The 15,527-nt window shown below is 44.2% G+C and carries 17 protein-coding genes; 3 read left to right on the top strand and 14 right to left on the bottom strand.

The genetic code is table 11. The features are described 5' to 3' along the window. Window positions 1–12: 12 nt before the first annotated feature. Complete coding sequence (locus tag NL646_RS12315; protein WP_005453952.1) at window positions 13–1,164, bottom strand: patatin family protein; 1,152 nt, start codon at window positions 1,162–1,164, stop codon at window positions 13–15. 30 nt (window positions 1,165–1,194) lie between these two features. Then, window positions 1,195–1,287, bottom strand: a complete 93-nt coding sequence (locus NL646_RS12310) for a YnhF family membrane protein (protein WP_005494575.1) — start codon at window positions 1,285–1,287, stop codon at window positions 1,195–1,197. 127 nt (window positions 1,288–1,414) lie between these two features. Here NL646_RS12310 and NL646_RS12305 point away from each other — a divergent pair, with 127 nt between their 5' ends. The 3 genes from NL646_RS12305 to NL646_RS12295 all read left to right on the top strand — a co-directional run bounded on the left by NL646_RS12305 (window position 1,415) and on the right by NL646_RS12295 (window position 4,041). Continuing rightward, window positions 1,415–2,005: an outer membrane beta-barrel protein gene (locus NL646_RS12305; protein WP_005494573.1), complete on the top strand. Its 591-nt coding sequence runs from the start codon at window positions 1,415–1,417 to the stop codon at window positions 2,003–2,005. A 477-nt stretch (window positions 2,006–2,482) separates the two neighbouring features. After that, window positions 2,483–3,949 carry a sodium-dependent transporter gene (locus tag NL646_RS12300; protein WP_005453956.1) on the top strand — a complete coding sequence of 489 codons (1,467 nt, stop codon included), beginning with the start codon at window positions 2,483–2,485 and terminating at the stop codon, window positions 3,947–3,949. Next, complete coding sequence (locus NL646_RS12295) at window positions 3,946–4,041, top strand: MetS family NSS transporter small subunit (RefSeq protein ID WP_005494570.1); 96 nt, start codon at window positions 3,946–3,948, stop codon at window positions 4,039–4,041. The genes NL646_RS12300 and NL646_RS12295 overlap by 4 nt, the downstream gene beginning before the upstream one ends. Before the next feature lie 66 nt (window positions 4,042–4,107). Here the strand turns inward: NL646_RS12295 and NL646_RS12290 are convergent, their stop codons facing one another. From NL646_RS12290 to NL646_RS12235, 12 genes are all read right to left on the bottom strand, one after another. After that, window positions 4,108–4,509 (bottom strand): hypothetical protein, encoded by a 402-nt coding sequence (locus NL646_RS12290; RefSeq protein ID WP_005453959.1) that lies wholly within the window; start codon window positions 4,507–4,509, stop codon window positions 4,108–4,110. A 284-nt stretch (window positions 4,510–4,793) separates the two neighbouring features. Then, window positions 4,794–6,224, bottom strand: coding sequence for a PTS glucose transporter subunit IIBC (ptsG, locus tag NL646_RS12285; RefSeq protein WP_005453963.1), 1,431 nt, complete (start codon window positions 6,222–6,224; stop codon window positions 4,794–4,796). Between the two features lie 445 nt (window positions 6,225–6,669). Continuing rightward, window positions 6,670–7,437 (bottom strand): TatD family hydrolase, encoded by a 768-nt coding sequence (locus tag NL646_RS12280; RefSeq protein WP_017448366.1) that lies wholly within the window; start codon window positions 7,435–7,437, stop codon window positions 6,670–6,672. Further along, window positions 7,428–8,390 (bottom strand): DNA polymerase III subunit delta', encoded by a 963-nt coding sequence (locus NL646_RS12275; RefSeq protein WP_253664278.1) that lies wholly within the window; start codon window positions 8,388–8,390, stop codon window positions 7,428–7,430. Before NL646_RS12275 ends, NL646_RS12280 begins: the two co-directional genes overlap by 10 nt. Before the next feature lie 24 nt (window positions 8,391–8,414). Continuing rightward, window positions 8,415–9,047: a dTMP kinase gene (gene tmk / locus NL646_RS12270; protein WP_005490472.1), complete on the bottom strand. Its 633-nt coding sequence runs from the start codon at window positions 9,045–9,047 to the stop codon at window positions 8,415–8,417. Beyond that, a complete protein-coding gene (mltG, locus tag NL646_RS12265; protein WP_253664277.1) occupies window positions 9,044–10,060 on the bottom strand; it encodes an endolytic transglycosylase MltG in 1,017 nt (338 codons plus the stop codon). Before mltG ends, tmk begins: the two co-directional genes overlap by 4 nt. Beyond that, window positions 10,057–10,875: an aminodeoxychorismate lyase gene (pabC, locus tag NL646_RS12260; protein WP_025532769.1), complete on the bottom strand. Its 819-nt coding sequence runs from the start codon at window positions 10,873–10,875 to the stop codon at window positions 10,057–10,059. Before pabC ends, mltG begins: the two co-directional genes overlap by 4 nt. Before the next feature lie 106 nt (window positions 10,876–10,981). Beyond that, window positions 10,982–12,232, bottom strand: coding sequence for a beta-ketoacyl-ACP synthase II (gene fabF / locus NL646_RS12255; RefSeq protein ID WP_031815438.1), 1,251 nt, complete (start codon window positions 12,230–12,232; stop codon window positions 10,982–10,984). A gap of 93 nt (window positions 12,233–12,325) precedes the next feature. Next, complete coding sequence (gene acpP, locus NL646_RS12250; RefSeq protein ID WP_004406112.1) at window positions 12,326–12,559, bottom strand: acyl carrier protein; 234 nt, start codon at window positions 12,557–12,559, stop codon at window positions 12,326–12,328. A gap of 245 nt (window positions 12,560–12,804) precedes the next feature. Further along, window positions 12,805–13,539 carry a 3-oxoacyl-ACP reductase FabG gene (gene fabG / locus NL646_RS12245; RefSeq protein ID WP_253664318.1) on the bottom strand — a complete coding sequence of 245 codons (735 nt, stop codon included), beginning with the start codon at window positions 13,537–13,539 and terminating at the stop codon, window positions 12,805–12,807. A 34-nt stretch (window positions 13,540–13,573) separates the two neighbouring features. Next, window positions 13,574–14,497, bottom strand: a complete 924-nt coding sequence (gene fabD, locus NL646_RS12240) for an ACP S-malonyltransferase (protein ID WP_015297035.1) — start codon at window positions 14,495–14,497, stop codon at window positions 13,574–13,576. 76 nt (window positions 14,498–14,573) lie between these two features. Beyond that, entirely contained in the window at window positions 14,574–15,524 is a 951-nt protein-coding gene (locus tag NL646_RS12235) for a beta-ketoacyl-ACP synthase III (protein ID WP_005490641.1), read from the bottom strand. Between the last annotated feature and the right edge of the window lie 3 nt (window positions 15,525–15,527).

Raw genomic sequence — 15,527 nt, 5'->3', positions numbered from 1 at the left:
ACTTACGCTAGCTTAAGCACTTTCTCTACCTTCAAGGTCCATATTCAGTTGATCGTATAACTGAACCAGATTAAACCCGGCTTGCAAGCCCAATTGATAATCATGTTCTAACGCTTCTGGTTCACTCAGGAGTGAAGAAGATTTCAAGCCCTCTTTGGGCGCAATTTGCAAAATAAACGTGTCGTCCGGTGGGTTTGATAAAAACGCCTGCGTTAGCTCAAAGGTCTGATAGTGAATCATCAGCATATCGGCCAAGCCAGAATCAAAATTCTCACCAATCAAATGGCTTAATCGATACAAATTATCAGCACCAAATAACCAACGACCACCGTTGAGAAGCATTTTCCCAGTTAACTTAGACTGGTGCGCAGTATTAATTTTTTGTTGGAAGAAAGACGTCCAGTCAGACTTCCATTGGCTGACTTTTTGTTGCCAAGATTGCTGCACCGAGTTTATGGATTCGCGATACCATTCTACTGGCACGTCTCCGATTTCACTTTGCGCCCTCGCCTCTATCTCAGAGAAGGGTTCTGTGCGAATCACAATAATGTTGCGCGCATTTTGTCGCCACGCTTCTTGAACCGGAATCGAGGCTGATACACCACCATCCACAAACTTTTGCCCATTTACATCGACAGGGCCATGGTACAACTTAGGAATCGCACACGTGGCTAGCATGGTGTGGAACCAATCATCCCCAAGAATCGGCAAATACTGATCGGATAAATTTTCCACGTTCGTAACGGCTGCAAACGCTCCTCTTCCAGCCAAGGTCTTACGCCCTAAATCGAGATCAAGTTTGTAAGGAAAATCTTGGATTCTTTCTAGCGCCCACTCAAGACTCAAGTATTGTTGCTTACGAATGTAGCGGAAAAGATTAAAAAACTCAGGAGAAGTAGTTAGTTCGGTAATGAACGCTTTACCCATGCCATGTTGACGACATAAATACGAGCAAAGGTTTAGAGCACCGGCAGAAGTGCCGTAAAACTCATCGAAAGGATCGAAATTAGAAAGGAGTAGTGCATCCAACACTCCAGCGGTAAAAATCCCTCGCTGCCCTCCTCCTTGTGTGACTAGAGCAGTTTTGCCATGTCTAAAGTGCTCATAAACTTCTATATCGAGCTCTGTATGGCTTTCGGTGATTATACCGCTGTTACGTATCATCGGCTCACGCCAGTTTTCTGATGCTTATTGTTAGGCCGTCGTAATCGCAATAATTCCGAACGACAAAAGCACTGCGAAAACACTGACGACAATGATTAGTGCGGATTTTAGATCGTGTTCCATAAACGCCTCCTTGACCTGTAACAAATTAATAACACCAGTGTGAAACATGTTCAAGATTTGGTTAATTTAGTCGCGCGATTTTGACTAAGCCATCACAATTAGCTTAGTCATAATAAGGAGATAGGACATGAAGAATAAACTCAGTTGGCTAGTTGGGGGCATGTTAATGAGCTGCGCATTGAGCGCGCAAGCAAATGTTATCGTAACCCCATTTATTGGCTTCACTGGCGGCGGGCAAGTCGAAGATGAAAACAAAAACACCTATGACATAGACCCTGCCCTCAGTTACGCCTTATCAATAGAAACACCTTTTGAAATGGGAAAAATCGGCCTTTTCTATTCTGCACAACCGACAGAGCTCAAAGAGTTGTCGAACTCCGCCGATATCCATTATTTACAATTCCAAAGCAGTATTTACTATCCCCTCGCTGAAGGTTGGCAAAGCTATGTAGGGTTGGGGGTTGGCGGGTCTTACACCGACGTCGACTGGGCTGATAAAAAATACGGTTTTTCTGCCAGTGCTTTTGCTGGGTTAGAGTACGCATTTTCAAAAAACTTTGCTCTAACGGCACAAGTACGCTGGTTAGGTACGGTCGTAGATAATGACACATCTGGTGCATGCACTTTGCCATCAGATGGTTCAAGCTGCATCATCAAATTCGATACTGATTGGATGAACCAATTTCAGTCAAACGTAGGCTTTAGTTTTCGCTTTTAACTGAGGCAAATTAACCGGAACATTATCTATAGGGTGTGCAAAAGATAGTCGTACGCCCTAAATGATAAAAATAGTCCATAAGACCATTCAAATAGCAATATAGCAGTCATTTATTTCACTAAACCGCCTAACCAACCTTTCAGATCACCTATTTTATCACTATTTAACAACATTAAAACCACACAAAACACTACTGTTAACATTTAGAATCTATTGCGCTCTGTATTATTAGAAGTTAGTCTGAATAACGAAAACAGATAAATATTTCAGTTTTATCAAACACACATCAACATAATAAGAGTTAATCTCTAACTTCTCTTACGTTAGGCAAAACATAACTCTGCAAATTAATAACAAGTTAGAATTTAGGATCATAAAACTGACGGATAACAGTTGTCCTTTCTTTTAACAATTTAGCAGGGATTGCTGATCAACTGAGAGAGCTTCATTCCTTAGGGAGTCGTATAGGAGTCAGATATGAAGCGAGAACAATGGGGATCCCGTGCAGGGTTCATCTTAGCAGCAGTCGGGTCAGCCATCGGGTTGGGTAACATTTGGCGTTTCCCATACATGGCTTACGAAAACGGTGGCGGCGCATTTTTTATTCCTTACCTTTTTGCCATGATCACTGCCGGTATCCCATTCATGATCCTTGAGTTCAGTATGGGACAAAAATACCGTGGTTCAGCACCGAAAACACTAGCAAAAATCCATTCGAAGTTTGAATGGCTTGGCTGGTTCCAAGTTGGCGTTGCTGCTGTTATTGCCGTTTACTATGTTGCGGTAATTGGTTGGTCTATCTCTTACTTTGGTATGTCGTTTACTCAAAGTTGGGGAACCGACACTAACGCGTTTTTCTTTAGCGAATACCTAAAGTTAGGTGATAACTCACCAACAAACTTAGGTGGTATTCAATGGAAAATTGCTATAGCGATGACCATTGCTTGGGCTGTCACTTACATTGCCATTGCAAGTGGCGTTAAGTCCGGCATCGAACGCGCATCAAAAATCATGATGCCAATCCTATTCTTGATGGTTCTATTTCTGATCGGTCGCATGGTATTCCTACCAGGTGCACTCGATGGTGTGAACTATATGTTCGAACCCGATTTCAGCAAGATTTGGGACGTAAAAGTATGGGCTGCCGCGTATGGTCAAATCTTCTTTACCCTAAGTATCGGCTTTGCAATCATGTTGGCCTACTCAAGCTACTTGCCTGAGAAGTCTGACATCACAAACAACGCCTTTATGACCGTACTGATCAACTGTGGTTTCTCTATCCTTGCAGGTATCATGATCTTCTCTGTATTGGGTTACATGGCTCAAGAGCAAGGTAAACCACTAACAGAAGTTGTCTCTGCCGGCGTAGGCCTTGCCTTTGTGACGTTACCTGCGGCAATTAACCTATTACCAGCGCCTTACATTCTTGGCCCGCTGTTCTTCTTTGCGCTTGTTGTGGCCGGTCTAAGTTCACACATTTCGATTATGGAAGCCGTGACGTCAGCCATTATTGATAAGTTAAAGTGGAGCCGTAAGAAAGCAGCAAATGTGGTAATCGGTACTGGCTTTGTTGTGTCAATGGCATTTGCGACCAACGGTGGCCTACTGCTACTAGACTTAGTCGACCACTTTGCAAACAATGTTGGTATTATGGTTGGTGGCTTGATTGAAATCGTATTGATGGCTTGGTTGCTAAACCGTGTACCAGAAGTACGCGGCTACGTGAATGAGCGTTCTGATTTCTCTATCGGCCAATGGTTTGAGATTTGTTTACGCTTTGTAACACCAATCATGTTAGCAATCATCTTGGCAACTAAGCTTTATGCTCTATTTACAGAAGGCTATGGTGGCTACGATCTAACTCTAGGTTGGGCAATCATTGCCGCACTCTTTATCTTTGGCTTACTTATCAACGCAGCAAACCGCAAGGAGGCAGTAAAATGACCGTTAGCGCAATCATTATGATGGTTCTTGGTTTGGGCATCACTTGGGGTGGTGCAGCTATCTGCATTAAACGTGCGATGAACAAACAGTAAGATTGAAATTCCGTCGTAGTCAGACACAAAATGCCGGCATCTATGCCGGCATTTTTTATTTGAGAGCTAGAAGCTGTATTTCACACCAACTGCCCCACCCAACTGTAAGTCAGGGCCTTTATAGAGATCGAGCTCAGGATGGATCTGCGCATAAACGTCCCACCCTTTCGATAGGTCCCAGTTCACGCCAAGTGGAACACGAATACCAAATTCGTCATCCCACTCATACCAGCCACCAACCCCGACATACCAAGTGATTGGCATATTCTGGTCAAACGCACCACGCTTCGCAATATAGTCGAACGCCATGCCATCGTTGCCAATGATACCTCGATACTTGTTGTCAACTTCCACAACCACGCTCAATTGCTGGTCTACTGCCATACCGACAGACAGATTAGCAGGCTCGTTAGCCGCCATTGCCGAGCTAGAAATAAGACCCACTGCTAAGATAATTTTATTCTTCATACACGTTATCAATTCTTAAAAAAACATCGTGCATAATTCAAACATGTTCAATATTTGTTATGTCATCAGCGAGTAAACGGTTTGTACGAAAAAGCCGACAAAAGTAAAGATGAGTTTGAGATCACAAGGTTCAATAAGGTGAGCCTAGGTCGTACTTATGAAACCAATAGGTGAAAAATATCGGCAAGAAAGTCAGGTAGGCAATAGATAATAAGTTATTCAGCGATATCCAAAACACAAAAAAGGAGGCCTTAGCCTCCTTTCAAAACAATGAATGTTGGGGATTAACCGTGGTTACGGATCCACTCATCCATTTCAGTTTTTAGGTTGTCAGACTTAGTACCGAAGATAGCCTGAACACCACCTGCAACAACTACAACACCAGCAGCGCCAAGTTGTTTTAGTTTGTCTTGGTCAACCGCAGCAGTATCTGCAACAGCAACACGTAGACGAGTGATACATGCGTCTAGACCAGTGATGTTTGCTTTGCCGCCGAATGCTGCAACAAGCTCACCTGCCATGTCTGAACTAGAAGTCGCCGCAGCTTCTTCAGTTTCATCTTCACGACCAGGAGTTTTTAGGTCAAGAGCTGTGATTACTGCACGGAACACTACGTAGTAGATTACTGCGTAAACTAGACCAACAGCGATCATCAGACCCATCTTCTGAGCGTTACCAGATAGTACTAGGAAGTCGATCAGACCATGAGAGAAAGATGTACCGTGTACAAAGCCTAGAGTGTTAGCAACGATGTATGCAGAACCAGCTAGTAGAGCGTGGATACCGTATAGAACAGGAGCAACGAATAGGAATGAGAATTCGATTGGCTCAGTAATACCTGTTAGGAATGAAGTCAGAGCAGCTGACGCCATGATACCCATTACTTTCGCGCGGTTTTCAGGTTTAGCACAGTGAGCAATCGCGATTGCTGCAGCTGGTAGACCGAACATCTTGAACATGTAACCACCCGCTAGCTGACCGAAGCCATTACCAGCAGCACGAGATGCTTCATCAGCAACTAGGTAACAAGTTAGAACGCCGTGTTGAGTTTCGCCTGCTGCGTTAACACAAGTACCAGCTTCGAAGAAGAAAGGTACGTTCCAAACGTGGTGTAGACCGAATGGGATTAGTGAACGCTCAACAACACCGTAGATACCGAATGCTAGTTGTGGGTTTTGGTGCGCAGCCCAGTCAGAGAATGCAGAGATTGCACCGCCGATTGGTGGCCAAATTACAGAAAGAATTACACCAAGGATGATCGCTGCAAAACCAGTGATGATTGGCACTGCACGCTTACCAGCAAAGAAGCCAAGGTATTCTGGAAGTTGAATTTTGAAGAAACGGTTGAATGCCCAAGCAGCAACACCACCGACAAGGATACCACCTAGTACACCTGTATCGATTTTTTCAACGCCCATTACGCCAGCCATAACACCTAGTGTTGCAGTCATGATGCCGTAACCAACAATTGCAGCTAGACCAGCTACACCATCGTTGTTTGTGAAGCCTAGTGCAACACCTACAGCGAATAGAAGTGCCATTTGGCCGAATACTGAACCACCAGCTTGTTCCATAAGGTTAGAAACGATCTCTGGAATAAAGCTTAGGTGGGCAGCACCAACACCTAGTAAAATACCTGCAACTGGTAAAACTGATACTGGAAGCATCAGCGCCTTACCAACTTTTTGCAGGTTAGCAAAAAGGTTCTTAAACATGTTTATGCTCCTGATAAATTTATAAGTATTATTTGGGCACTAACGGCACACCCCCGTAGCCTAAAGGTTAGCACCCAATGAAAATGTAACCACAACTGCATTATATTTTCCGGCTCTAAATATATATTGATGACCCTCAAACTTTCCACACAGTTACGAAATTTAGTTTCAAAACAAGTCTTAGATCACACCCAAAAACGGTCAATGAAAAGGTTTGCATTTAACTTATATTACTGTTTTATAAAGGTTTTATTATTTATATTATTAATTTTAAGGCGTAAATAAAATACAGAACAATGTTATTTTTAGTAACAAAATTACATTTGTGAAATTTGAATGTTATTGAATCAACATTTTTCGTAAACATTAAAATGAAGAGTACATCTGACGTATTTGTAAACAAAAAAAGGAGCTTTCGCTCCTTTTTAATACCGGATGTCATTTTTTATCGCAAAAAAAGATTTCGGAAGTTTTCGGTGGTTTTATGCGCAACTTCAGACAGTGCACATGACTTAAGTTGCGCAATATACGCGGCAACCTCGACAACATAAGCCGGTTGGTTCTCTTTTCCTCGATGAGGAATTGGAGCCAAGTATGGTGAGTCGGTCTCAATCAACAGTCGCTCTAATGGCAACGCTTTCACCACTTCTTTCAACTCGGTAGCTTGACGAAAAGTTACGATGCCTGAAATCGAGATATAAAAACCCAAATCCATAGCAGCTTCGGCAAAGGGAAGATCTTCAGTAAAGCAATGAATGACACCACCACATTTATCCGCGCCACCATTACGTAAAATGTCCAATGTATCTTCACGCGCATTGCGGGTGTGGATAATTAGTGGCTTGTTCAGTTCAACCGCCAACTCAACCTGCTGCTCAAAACGCTCTTTTTGAAGTGCCGCTGTTTCTGGTTTGTAGTGGTAGTCCAATCCAGTTTCGCCAATAGCAACAACTCTTTCGTGGCTAGCATAGCGACGCAACGTCTCCATGGAAAACGCACTCTCAACATCCAATGGGTGAACACCACAAGAAGCGTACACATTCTCGTAAGGTTCGATCATCTCCAACATATTAGGAAATGAGTCTAACGTAACACCTACAGATAGCAGCTCTTTTACGTTAGCTTGCTTTGCTTTGTTAATAACGTCTTCAATATTGATATGAAGATCATCGTAATTCAATTTGTCTAAATGACAGTGCGAATCTACGAACATAATGCCTCTCGTGATTCAATTAACCAGTTCATTGATAGTAGCTCAAGGTTCAAACCCGGAAAGGTTTGCATTTGCGCTTTGAGCTCCATGAGTTTCTTTGTTGATGCATACAACCCATCGTAATGATGGGGCTGAAATTTCGCGACACCAGGCAGTATGCCTTCGTCTACAACACCAAACTGCGCCTTCTGAGCATCCGTCAATAACAACCATGCCCAATCCAGCGCTTGGTCTGGATTTTTTGCCATTAACGATGCACATTTGGATACATCAGACGTCGGAGATAACAGTGTTTCAACCAAACAACGTTCGAAAGCCGAATACTCCTCTAGCTCACCATTTTTCAACGATTCAAGCGTTTTTAATGGAGAACCCATATTCAGTTTCAACGCGAAAACCGGTACTTTAGACAAGCCTTGCTCCCCAATCCACTGCATAGCTTGATCGGTTGAAGGCGGCGTCACAACCCAATGCTGGCATCGGCTACGAATCGTCGGTAGCAATCTTTCTTGATTATGAGTGACCAGCAAAAACAAACATTTTTCGCCCGGTTCTTCCAGCGTTTTTAACAGCGCATTAGAAGCGGATTCATTCATCGCATCGGCTGGCTCAATCACAAACAAACGGTAACCATTCAGCTGAGAAGATTCATGAGCTAGACGATTGCAAGCGCGAATTTGGTCAACCGTAATCGCCTTGCCTTCTTTCTCTGGCCTAATCCAGTGCAAATCTGGATGGCTTTGAGATTTCGTCAGTTGACAGCTATGGCAGAAACCACAAGCTTCGCTGCTGTAGTTTTGACAAAGAAGTGCATGACTAAAAAACTCAACAAGCTTTTCTACTGCCAAGCCTTTATTACTTTGCAGCAATAAAGCTCCAGGAATTCGATCTGAATCCAACCCAGATTTGAGGTTCTCCCATGCTGGCTTTAGCCAAGGAAAATCATTAAACATGCGTAACCTATATTCGCTTTTTACTTACTGGCGAGACAACCATTCGTTCAAGGCGTCTTGAATATCACGAGACACTTCTTCAATCGATTGTTCTGCATTGATCACAACAATTGACGGATCAGCATTAGCGATTTCCAAGTAACGCTCACGAGTGCGCTCAAAGAAGCTGATATCCATCTTTTCAATACGGTCTAGCTCGCCACGACCACGAGCACGCTCAAGACCGATACGAGGATCGATATCCATATAAAGTGTAAATGCGGGCTTAAAGTCACCCAACGTGGTGTCACGAAGGTTTTTCATGAGTGACGCATCAATTTGACGGCCACCACCTTGGTAAGCTTGTGATGACAAGTCATGGCGATCGCCAACGACCCATTGTCCGTTTGCAAGCGCTGGCTTAATCACATTCTCAACCAGTTGAACACGCGCGGCGTACAACAGAAGCAACTCTGTCATGTCTTTCAACTCTTCGCCTTCATGCTCTTCCTTGACTAAAGCGCGCATTTTCTCGGCAAGAGGTGTCCCACCAGGTTCACGCGTGTTAACGATGTTTTCGATTCCCGCTTGTTTGAGCGTGTCCAAAACCGTTTTAATCGCGGTGCTTTTCCCTGCGCCTTCAAGGCCCTCTACGACAATAAAGTTTGCTTTCATCATTTATTCTTTCTTAGTTCTCTTAAATAGGCTCGAACAGCACGATTGTGCTCAGCAAGTGATTTCGAGAAAACGTGTCCGCCCGTCCCACTTGCTACAAAATATAAGTAATCACTGCTTTCTGGGTTTAGTGCAGCTTCAATAGAGGCTTCTCCGGCCATTGCAATAGGTGTCGGCGGCAAACCATTAATAACGTAGGTATTGTATGGTGTTGGGGTGCGTAGGTCTTTCTTACGGATGTTACCATCGTAAGCATCCCCCATTCCGTAGATAACGGTCGGATCCGTTTGAAGTCGCATACGTTTATTCAAACGGTTAACAAACACAGAAGCAACACGTTCGCGTTCTGAATCAATCGCCGTTTCTTTTTCGATAATAGAGGCAAGGATCAGCGCTTCATACTTGTCTTTGAGAGGCAGCTTCTCCTGACGAGCGTACCAGTTCGCATCCAGTATTTTATTTAATTTGGAATGTGCACGCTTTAGCAACTGACTTTCGCTTGCACCAGCGGTGTAGTGGTACGTTTCAGCCAAAAACAAGCCTTCAAGCTTATCACGTTCAATACCAAGCTTCTGTGCCATCTCTTTTTCTGACAACCCTGAAAGGTCGTGTTCAACATACGGTGCGCTTTGAAGTTGCTCTAACCACTCAGAAAAACGACTACCTTCAACAAACGTGATGGCAAATTGATGTTCTTTGCCTGTATTGAGTAGCTCTAACGCCTCGTAAAGCGATACATTTGGCTCGAGTTGGTAAGTGCCTGCTCGCACTTGAAGAAGCTCTGGGTAAAGATGGGGCATTAAGCGAGTGTAATCAGACGCTTTTATGATGTTCTCTTTCACCAAATCGCGCATTACACGATGAAAGCTTGTGCCGTTTTCGACAGTGAACAGTTGAGGTTGCTCAATTAAAATTGGCGAGTTAACGTATTGCTTTGTTTGTGAAACAACGTAAAAAAACCCTGCTGCGCTTATCACAGCGATCAGCACAACAAAAGCCAACAGTTTTTTAATCACGTATTTAAATTCCCTTGCAGTCGTTGAGTCAGTTTTCCTATCGGAAAGACAGTTTTGTGGTTATTGGAGGCTGTAATGCTCGTGACAGGTGCAACACCTAGTAGTGAGTTGCACATCCATACTTCATCCGCAGAAAGCAGTTCCATCAGAGAAAAGTCCCCTACTTCAACTTCGGTATTATTGGCCTCAAAAAATTCAAGCACCTTACGACGCATCACGCCTGCGACGCCAGACAAATTTAAGCTAGGCGTATAAACCTTGTTATCTTTAACCCAAAAAAGGTTTGCCATTGTAGTTTCAATGACATGATTTTGCACATTTAACGTCACTGCATCGGCAAAGTTAGAGTGCTCAATTTCAGCTTTCGCAAGCACTTGTTCTAAGCGATTGTTGTGTTTATGCCCTGCCAGCAAAGGCTGAATTCCGAGACGGGTTTCGCATACCCCCAGATTCACCCCATTTTGTTGCCAGTCGACATAATGGACAGGAAATGCAAAGTTCGAGATGGTCACCATTGGGCACTCAATGCCCTTAGTGCCATACCCTCTTCCACCGATTCCGCGGCTAATGTGAATTTTGATTCCAGCGTGTTCATCTTTCAGGGTAGCCAAGTGAGCCCACTCGGAAACTATACTCCAGTCAGGTAAAGGAATATGAAGTGTTTTGAGACATGCTTCCAAACGTTCAACATGCGCTTGCCAATACTCTAGCTCGCCGTTTTTAGTCTGGATAGTAGTAAAGCAACCGTCTCCATATTGAAAAGAGCGGTCACCTAATGAAACCTGTGTTTGTGGAACTCCATTTACCCAAAACATTAGAACACCCTTAGGTTACAGACGACAAATAAAAGAAAACGGCTCAATGCTAAGCATCGAGCCGTTAGAATACAAGTTTCGCGGTCTTAAAACCTTATTAGAGATTTTACTCAGCGAACTTTTTGAAGATCAAAGAACCGTTTGTACCACCAAAGCCAAACGAGTTACAGATTGCGTATTCCATACCTTCAACTTTGCGCGCAGTGTGCGGCACAAGGTCAATGTCTAGACCTTCTTCTGGATCATCAAGGTTAATCGTTGGTGGAACGATTTGGTCAACCAAAGACATAATCGTGATGATAGCTTCAACTGAACCAGCAGCACCCAATAGGTGACCAGTCATTGACTTAGTTGAAGAAACAAGAACTTGTTTTGCGCCTTCTTCACCAAGAGCACGTTTCACACCCTTGATTTCAGCAACGTCGCCAGCAGGAGTAGATGTACCGTGAGCATTCACGTAACCTACTTGAGTACCCGTGATGTTCGCATCACGCATTGCTGCTTCCATTGCTAACGCACCACCTGAACCATCTTCACTTGGTGAAGTCATGTGGTAAGCATCACCAGACATACCAAAGCCAACTAGCTCAGCGTAAATCTTAGCGCCACGTGCTTTCGCATGTTCGTATTCTTCAAGAACCATCACGCCAGCACCATCACCTAGAACGAAGCCATCACGGCCTTTATCCCATGGGCGAGATGCCTTTTGAGGTTCGTCATTGCGAGTAGAAAGTGCTTTAGCAGCACCGAAGCCTGCCATACCAAGAGGCGTAGAAGCTTTCTCTGCACCACCAGCAACCATCGCCTCTGCATCACCGTATGCAATCATACGAGCAGCGTGGCCAATGTTATGTAGACCTGTAGTACATGCAGTAGAGATCGCGATGTTTGGACCACGAAGACCACGCATGATAGACAGGTTACCCGCAACCATGTTTACGATGGTCGAAGGAACAAAAAATGGGCTAACTTTGCGAGGACCTTTCTCAACCAGTGCTGAGTGACCAGTTTCAATGAGGTCTAGGCCGCCAATACCTGAGCCGATTGCAACACCAACTCGAGGCGCGTTTTCTTCGGTAATTTGTAAGCCAGAGTCATCTAGCGCTTGGATACCCGCTGCAATGCCGTACTGGATGAATAGATCCATTTTACGAGCATCTTTTTTAGACATGTACTCTGTGCAATCGAAATCTTTAACAAGACCTGCAAAACGAGTTGAGAAGTTCGTAGTATCGAAGTGTTCGATATTTACGATACCGCTTTTACCTTCAAGCAGGGCTTTCCAAGATGATTCTACTGTGTTGCCTACCGGTGACAACATACCCATGCCAGTGACAACTACACGACGCTTGGACACGATATAATTCTCCGGGAATTGAATATTTCTATGAGAGGATAGAAGAAGTTAGAAAGAACACAGGCGGTCTAGGAGACCGCCTGGGAGAGATAATTACTGAGCGCTGTTTACGTAGTCGATTGCAGCTTGAACAGTAGTGATCTTCTCAGCTTCTTCATCAGGAATCTCAGTGTCGAATTCCTCTTCTAGAGCCATAACTAGTTCTACAGTGTCTAGAGAATCAGCACCTAGATCATCAACGAAAGAAGCTTCGTTTTTAACTTCTGCTTCGTCTACACCTAGCTGTTCAACAATGATTTTCTTTACGCGTTCTTCGATGTTGCTCATTTTTCTTTTCCTTTACAGATTTCGCCTAATGCGATGATTCCGTAGTTTATTCGAACTATTGAAAGTTGCAAGGGGGTCCTTGCTGGTCAAACCACAAAATTAGCGAATTTAACCGAATTTCAATACATTTTTGACTTAAATCATGCACAAATCTTGCGCATAAGCATGACAAGTTCATGACAGTTAATTGCAACTATAGGCTATTTTTCACAATGTAAAATAGCTAAATTTGCACGAACTGTGCATTAAACCATGTACATGCCACCATTTACATGCAAAGTTTCACCAGTAATGTAAGCGGCTTCAGGTGAAGCTAGGAAAACTACTGCTGATGCAATTTCACGAGGATCACCCAAGCGACCAGCTGGCACGTTCGCCAACGTTGCTGCTCGTTGGTCGTCATTTAGCGCCTTAGTCATGTCAGTTTCGATGAAACCAGGTGCAACTGTGTTAACAGTTACGCCACGAGAAGCCACTTCACGAGCCATTGATTTGGTAAAACCAATCACGCCCGCTTTTGCTGCTGCGTAGTTAGTTTGACCCGCATTACCCATAGTGCCTACAACAGAACCTACGTTGATGATACGACCCGCGCGTTTTTTCATCATTCCACGCAGAACCGCTTTAGACATACGGTAAATAGGCGTTAGGTTTGTGTTGATGATGTCGTTCCACTCATCGTCTTTCATGCGCATTAGTAGGTTATCGCGAGCGATACCTGCGTTATTCACTAGAATATCGATCGCACCAAACTCATCGTTAATGGTTTTTAGTGTTGCTTCAATAGACTCAACGTCAGTGACGTTAAGCGCTAAACCTTTACCATTTTCGCCTAGGTATTCGCTGATCGCAGCCGCGCCGCTTTCAGACGTTGCGGTACCAATAACGGTGGCACCGCGTTCAACAAGAAGCTCAGCAATCGCACGACCAATGCCACGGCTTGCGCCAGTCACTAGAGCGATTTTACCTTCTAGATTCATCATGTTGTGTTTTCCTTTTCTTATCGTGAAAGAATTATTTAGCGGCTTCTAACGACGCCACATCGTTAACTGCTGCTGCACTTAGTGTTTTCACGATACGTTTTGTTAGACCTGTCAGAACTTTGCCCGGGCCAAGTTCAAGAAGGTTTTCTACACCTTGTTCACTCATTAGCTGTACGCTTTCAGTCCAACGAACTGGGCTGTATAGCTGACGAACAAGCGCGTCTTTGATTTTTGCAGGATCAGTTTCAGCTGCCACATCAACGTTATTGATAACTGGAAGTTGTGGTGTGTTGAATTCGATAGACTCTAGCGCTACTGCTAGTTTATCAGCTGCTGGTTTCATTAACGCGCAGTGTGAAGGCACTGACACAGGAAGAGGAAGAGCACGTTTCGCGCCAGCTTCTTTACACAGTGCGCCAGCGCGCTCTACTGCATCTTTGCTACCTGCGATAACAACTTGACCAGGAGAATTGAAGTTTACTGGAGAAACGACATCGCCTTGCGCTGCTTCTTCACACGCCTTTGCAATCGCATCATCATCTAGACCGATGATTGCATACATTGCGCCAGTACCCGCAGGAACCGCTTCTTGCATTAGCTTGCCACGTAGTTCAACCAATTTGATTGCTTCTTTAAAGTCAATCACGCCAGCGCACACAAGCGCTGAGTATTCACCGAGACTGTGACCCGCTAGGTTTGCTGGTTGTTCTAGACCAAGCTCTTGCCATACGCGCCAAATAGCGACAGAAGAAGCAAGCAATGCAGGCTGAGTACGGAAAGTTTGGTTTAGATCTTCAGCAGGGCCATTTTGAACAAGCGCCCATAGATCGTAACCTAGTGCGTCAGATGCTTCTGCAAATGTTTGTTTTACTACGTCATATTGTTCGCCTAGATCAGCAAGCATACCTACAGCTTGAGAACCTTGACCTGGAAATACGATAGCAAACTTGCTCATGTTGTTTTCCTTTAAGCAATGTAAAAAGAAATAAGATGCACGTGAGTGCACCTTAAATTTTGAATTCTCGCGAAACTTAGAATTTCACCAGAGCAGAGCCCCATGTGAAACCGCCACCGAAAGCTTCAAGTAGCAACGTTTGTCCACGCTTAATACGGCCATCACGAACCGCTTCATCAAGCGCCGTCGGAACTGTCGCTGCCGACGTGTTACCGTGCCTGTCTAATGTGACAACAACTTGGTCTAGTGACATTGACAGTTTTTTCGCCGTCGCTGAAATAATACGGTAGTTCGCTTGGTGCGGCACTAGCCAGTCTAGCTCAGACTTGTGCATATCGTTTGCTTCAAGCGTATCTTTAACGAGTTTAGACAGTTGAGTTACCGCAACTTTGAATACTTCGTTACCAGCCATATGAAGCCATTTATCAACATCTTTACCACGCTCTGGTACAGGTAGACTTAATAAATCACCAAATTGGCCATCCGCGTAGATATGCGTAGAGATAATGCCAGGCTCTTGGCTTGCACCAACAACAACTGCACCCGCACCGTCACCAAACAAAATGATCGTTGAACGGTCAGTTGGATCACACGTTTTAGATAGTGCATCTGCACCAATCACCAATACGTTTTTACACATACCTGATTTGATATGTTGATCCGCAACAGACAATGCGTACACAAAACCAGAACAAGCAGCGGCTAAGTCGAAAGCCGGACAACCTTTAATGCCAAGCTTTGCCTGCACCTGACACGCAGATGAAGGGAAAGTATGGCTACTGCTCGTGGTAGCAACGATAATTAGGTCGATATCATTTTTATCAATGCCGGCCATATCGATAGCGTTTTCAGCTGCGTAGAATGCCATGTCCGCAACAGTTTCGTCTTCTGCTGCAATTCGACGCTCTTTAATACCAGTACGAGCTACGATCCACTCATCACTTGTATCTACCATTTTCTCTAGGTCTGCGTTAGTACGCACTTGAGATGGCAGGTAGCTGCCAGTACCTAAAATTTTGCTATACATGAA

The organism is Vibrio sp. Y20_XG_PY13, from assembly GCF_024181925.1.
GTDB lineage: Bacteria > Pseudomonadota > Gammaproteobacteria > Enterobacterales > Vibrionaceae > Vibrio > Vibrio parahaemolyticus.
Note: the sequence above shows the minus strand (reverse complement) of the source record. Positions and strands in the feature narration are given on the sequence as shown.

Excerpts from the sequence above, each read along its gene's own strand:
- NL646_RS12315 (WP_005453952.1), bottom strand. The coding sequence starts at position 1,164 with ATGATACGTAACAGCGGTATAATCACCGAAAGCCATACAGAGCTCGAT.
- NL646_RS12310 (WP_005494575.1), bottom strand. The coding sequence starts at position 1,287 with ATGGAACACGATCTAAAATCCGCACTAATCATTGTCGTCAGTGTTTTC.
- NL646_RS12305 (WP_005494573.1), top strand. The coding sequence starts at position 1,415 with ATGAAGAATAAACTCAGTTGGCTAGTTGGGGGCATGTTAATGAGCTGC.
- NL646_RS12300 (WP_005453956.1), top strand. The coding sequence starts at position 2,483 with ATGAAGCGAGAACAATGGGGATCCCGTGCAGGGTTCATCTTAGCAGCA.
- NL646_RS12295 (WP_005494570.1), top strand. The coding sequence starts at position 3,946 with ATGACCGTTAGCGCAATCATTATGATGGTTCTTGGTTTGGGCATCACT.
- NL646_RS12290 (WP_005453959.1), bottom strand. The coding sequence starts at position 4,509 with ATGAAGAATAAAATTATCTTAGCAGTGGGTCTTATTTCTAGCTCGGCA.
- ptsG (WP_005453963.1), bottom strand. The coding sequence starts at position 6,224 with ATGTTTAAGAACCTTTTTGCTAACCTGCAAAAAGTTGGTAAGGCGCTG.
- NL646_RS12280 (WP_017448366.1), bottom strand. The coding sequence starts at position 7,437 with ATGTTCGTAGATTCGCACTGTCATTTAGACAAATTGAATTACGATGAT.
- NL646_RS12275 (WP_253664278.1), bottom strand. The coding sequence starts at position 8,390 with ATGTTTAATGATTTTCCTTGGCTAAAGCCAGCATGGGAGAACCTCAAA.
- tmk (WP_005490472.1), bottom strand. The coding sequence starts at position 9,047 with ATGATGAAAGCAAACTTTATTGTCGTAGAGGGCCTTGAAGGCGCAGGG.
- pabC (WP_025532769.1), bottom strand. The coding sequence starts at position 10,875 with ATGTTTTGGGTAAATGGAGTTCCACAAACACAGGTTTCATTAGGTGAC.
- acpP (WP_004406112.1), bottom strand. The coding sequence starts at position 12,559 with ATGAGCAACATCGAAGAACGCGTAAAGAAAATCATTGTTGAACAGCTA.
- fabG (WP_253664318.1), bottom strand. The coding sequence starts at position 13,539 with ATGAATCTAGAAGGTAAAATCGCTCTAGTGACTGGCGCAAGCCGTGGC.
- fabD (WP_015297035.1), bottom strand. The coding sequence starts at position 14,497 with ATGAGCAAGTTTGCTATCGTATTTCCAGGTCAAGGTTCTCAAGCTGTA.
- NL646_RS12235 (WP_005490641.1), bottom strand. The coding sequence starts at position 15,524 with ATGTATAGCAAAATTTTAGGTACTGGCAGCTACCTGCCATCTCAAGTG.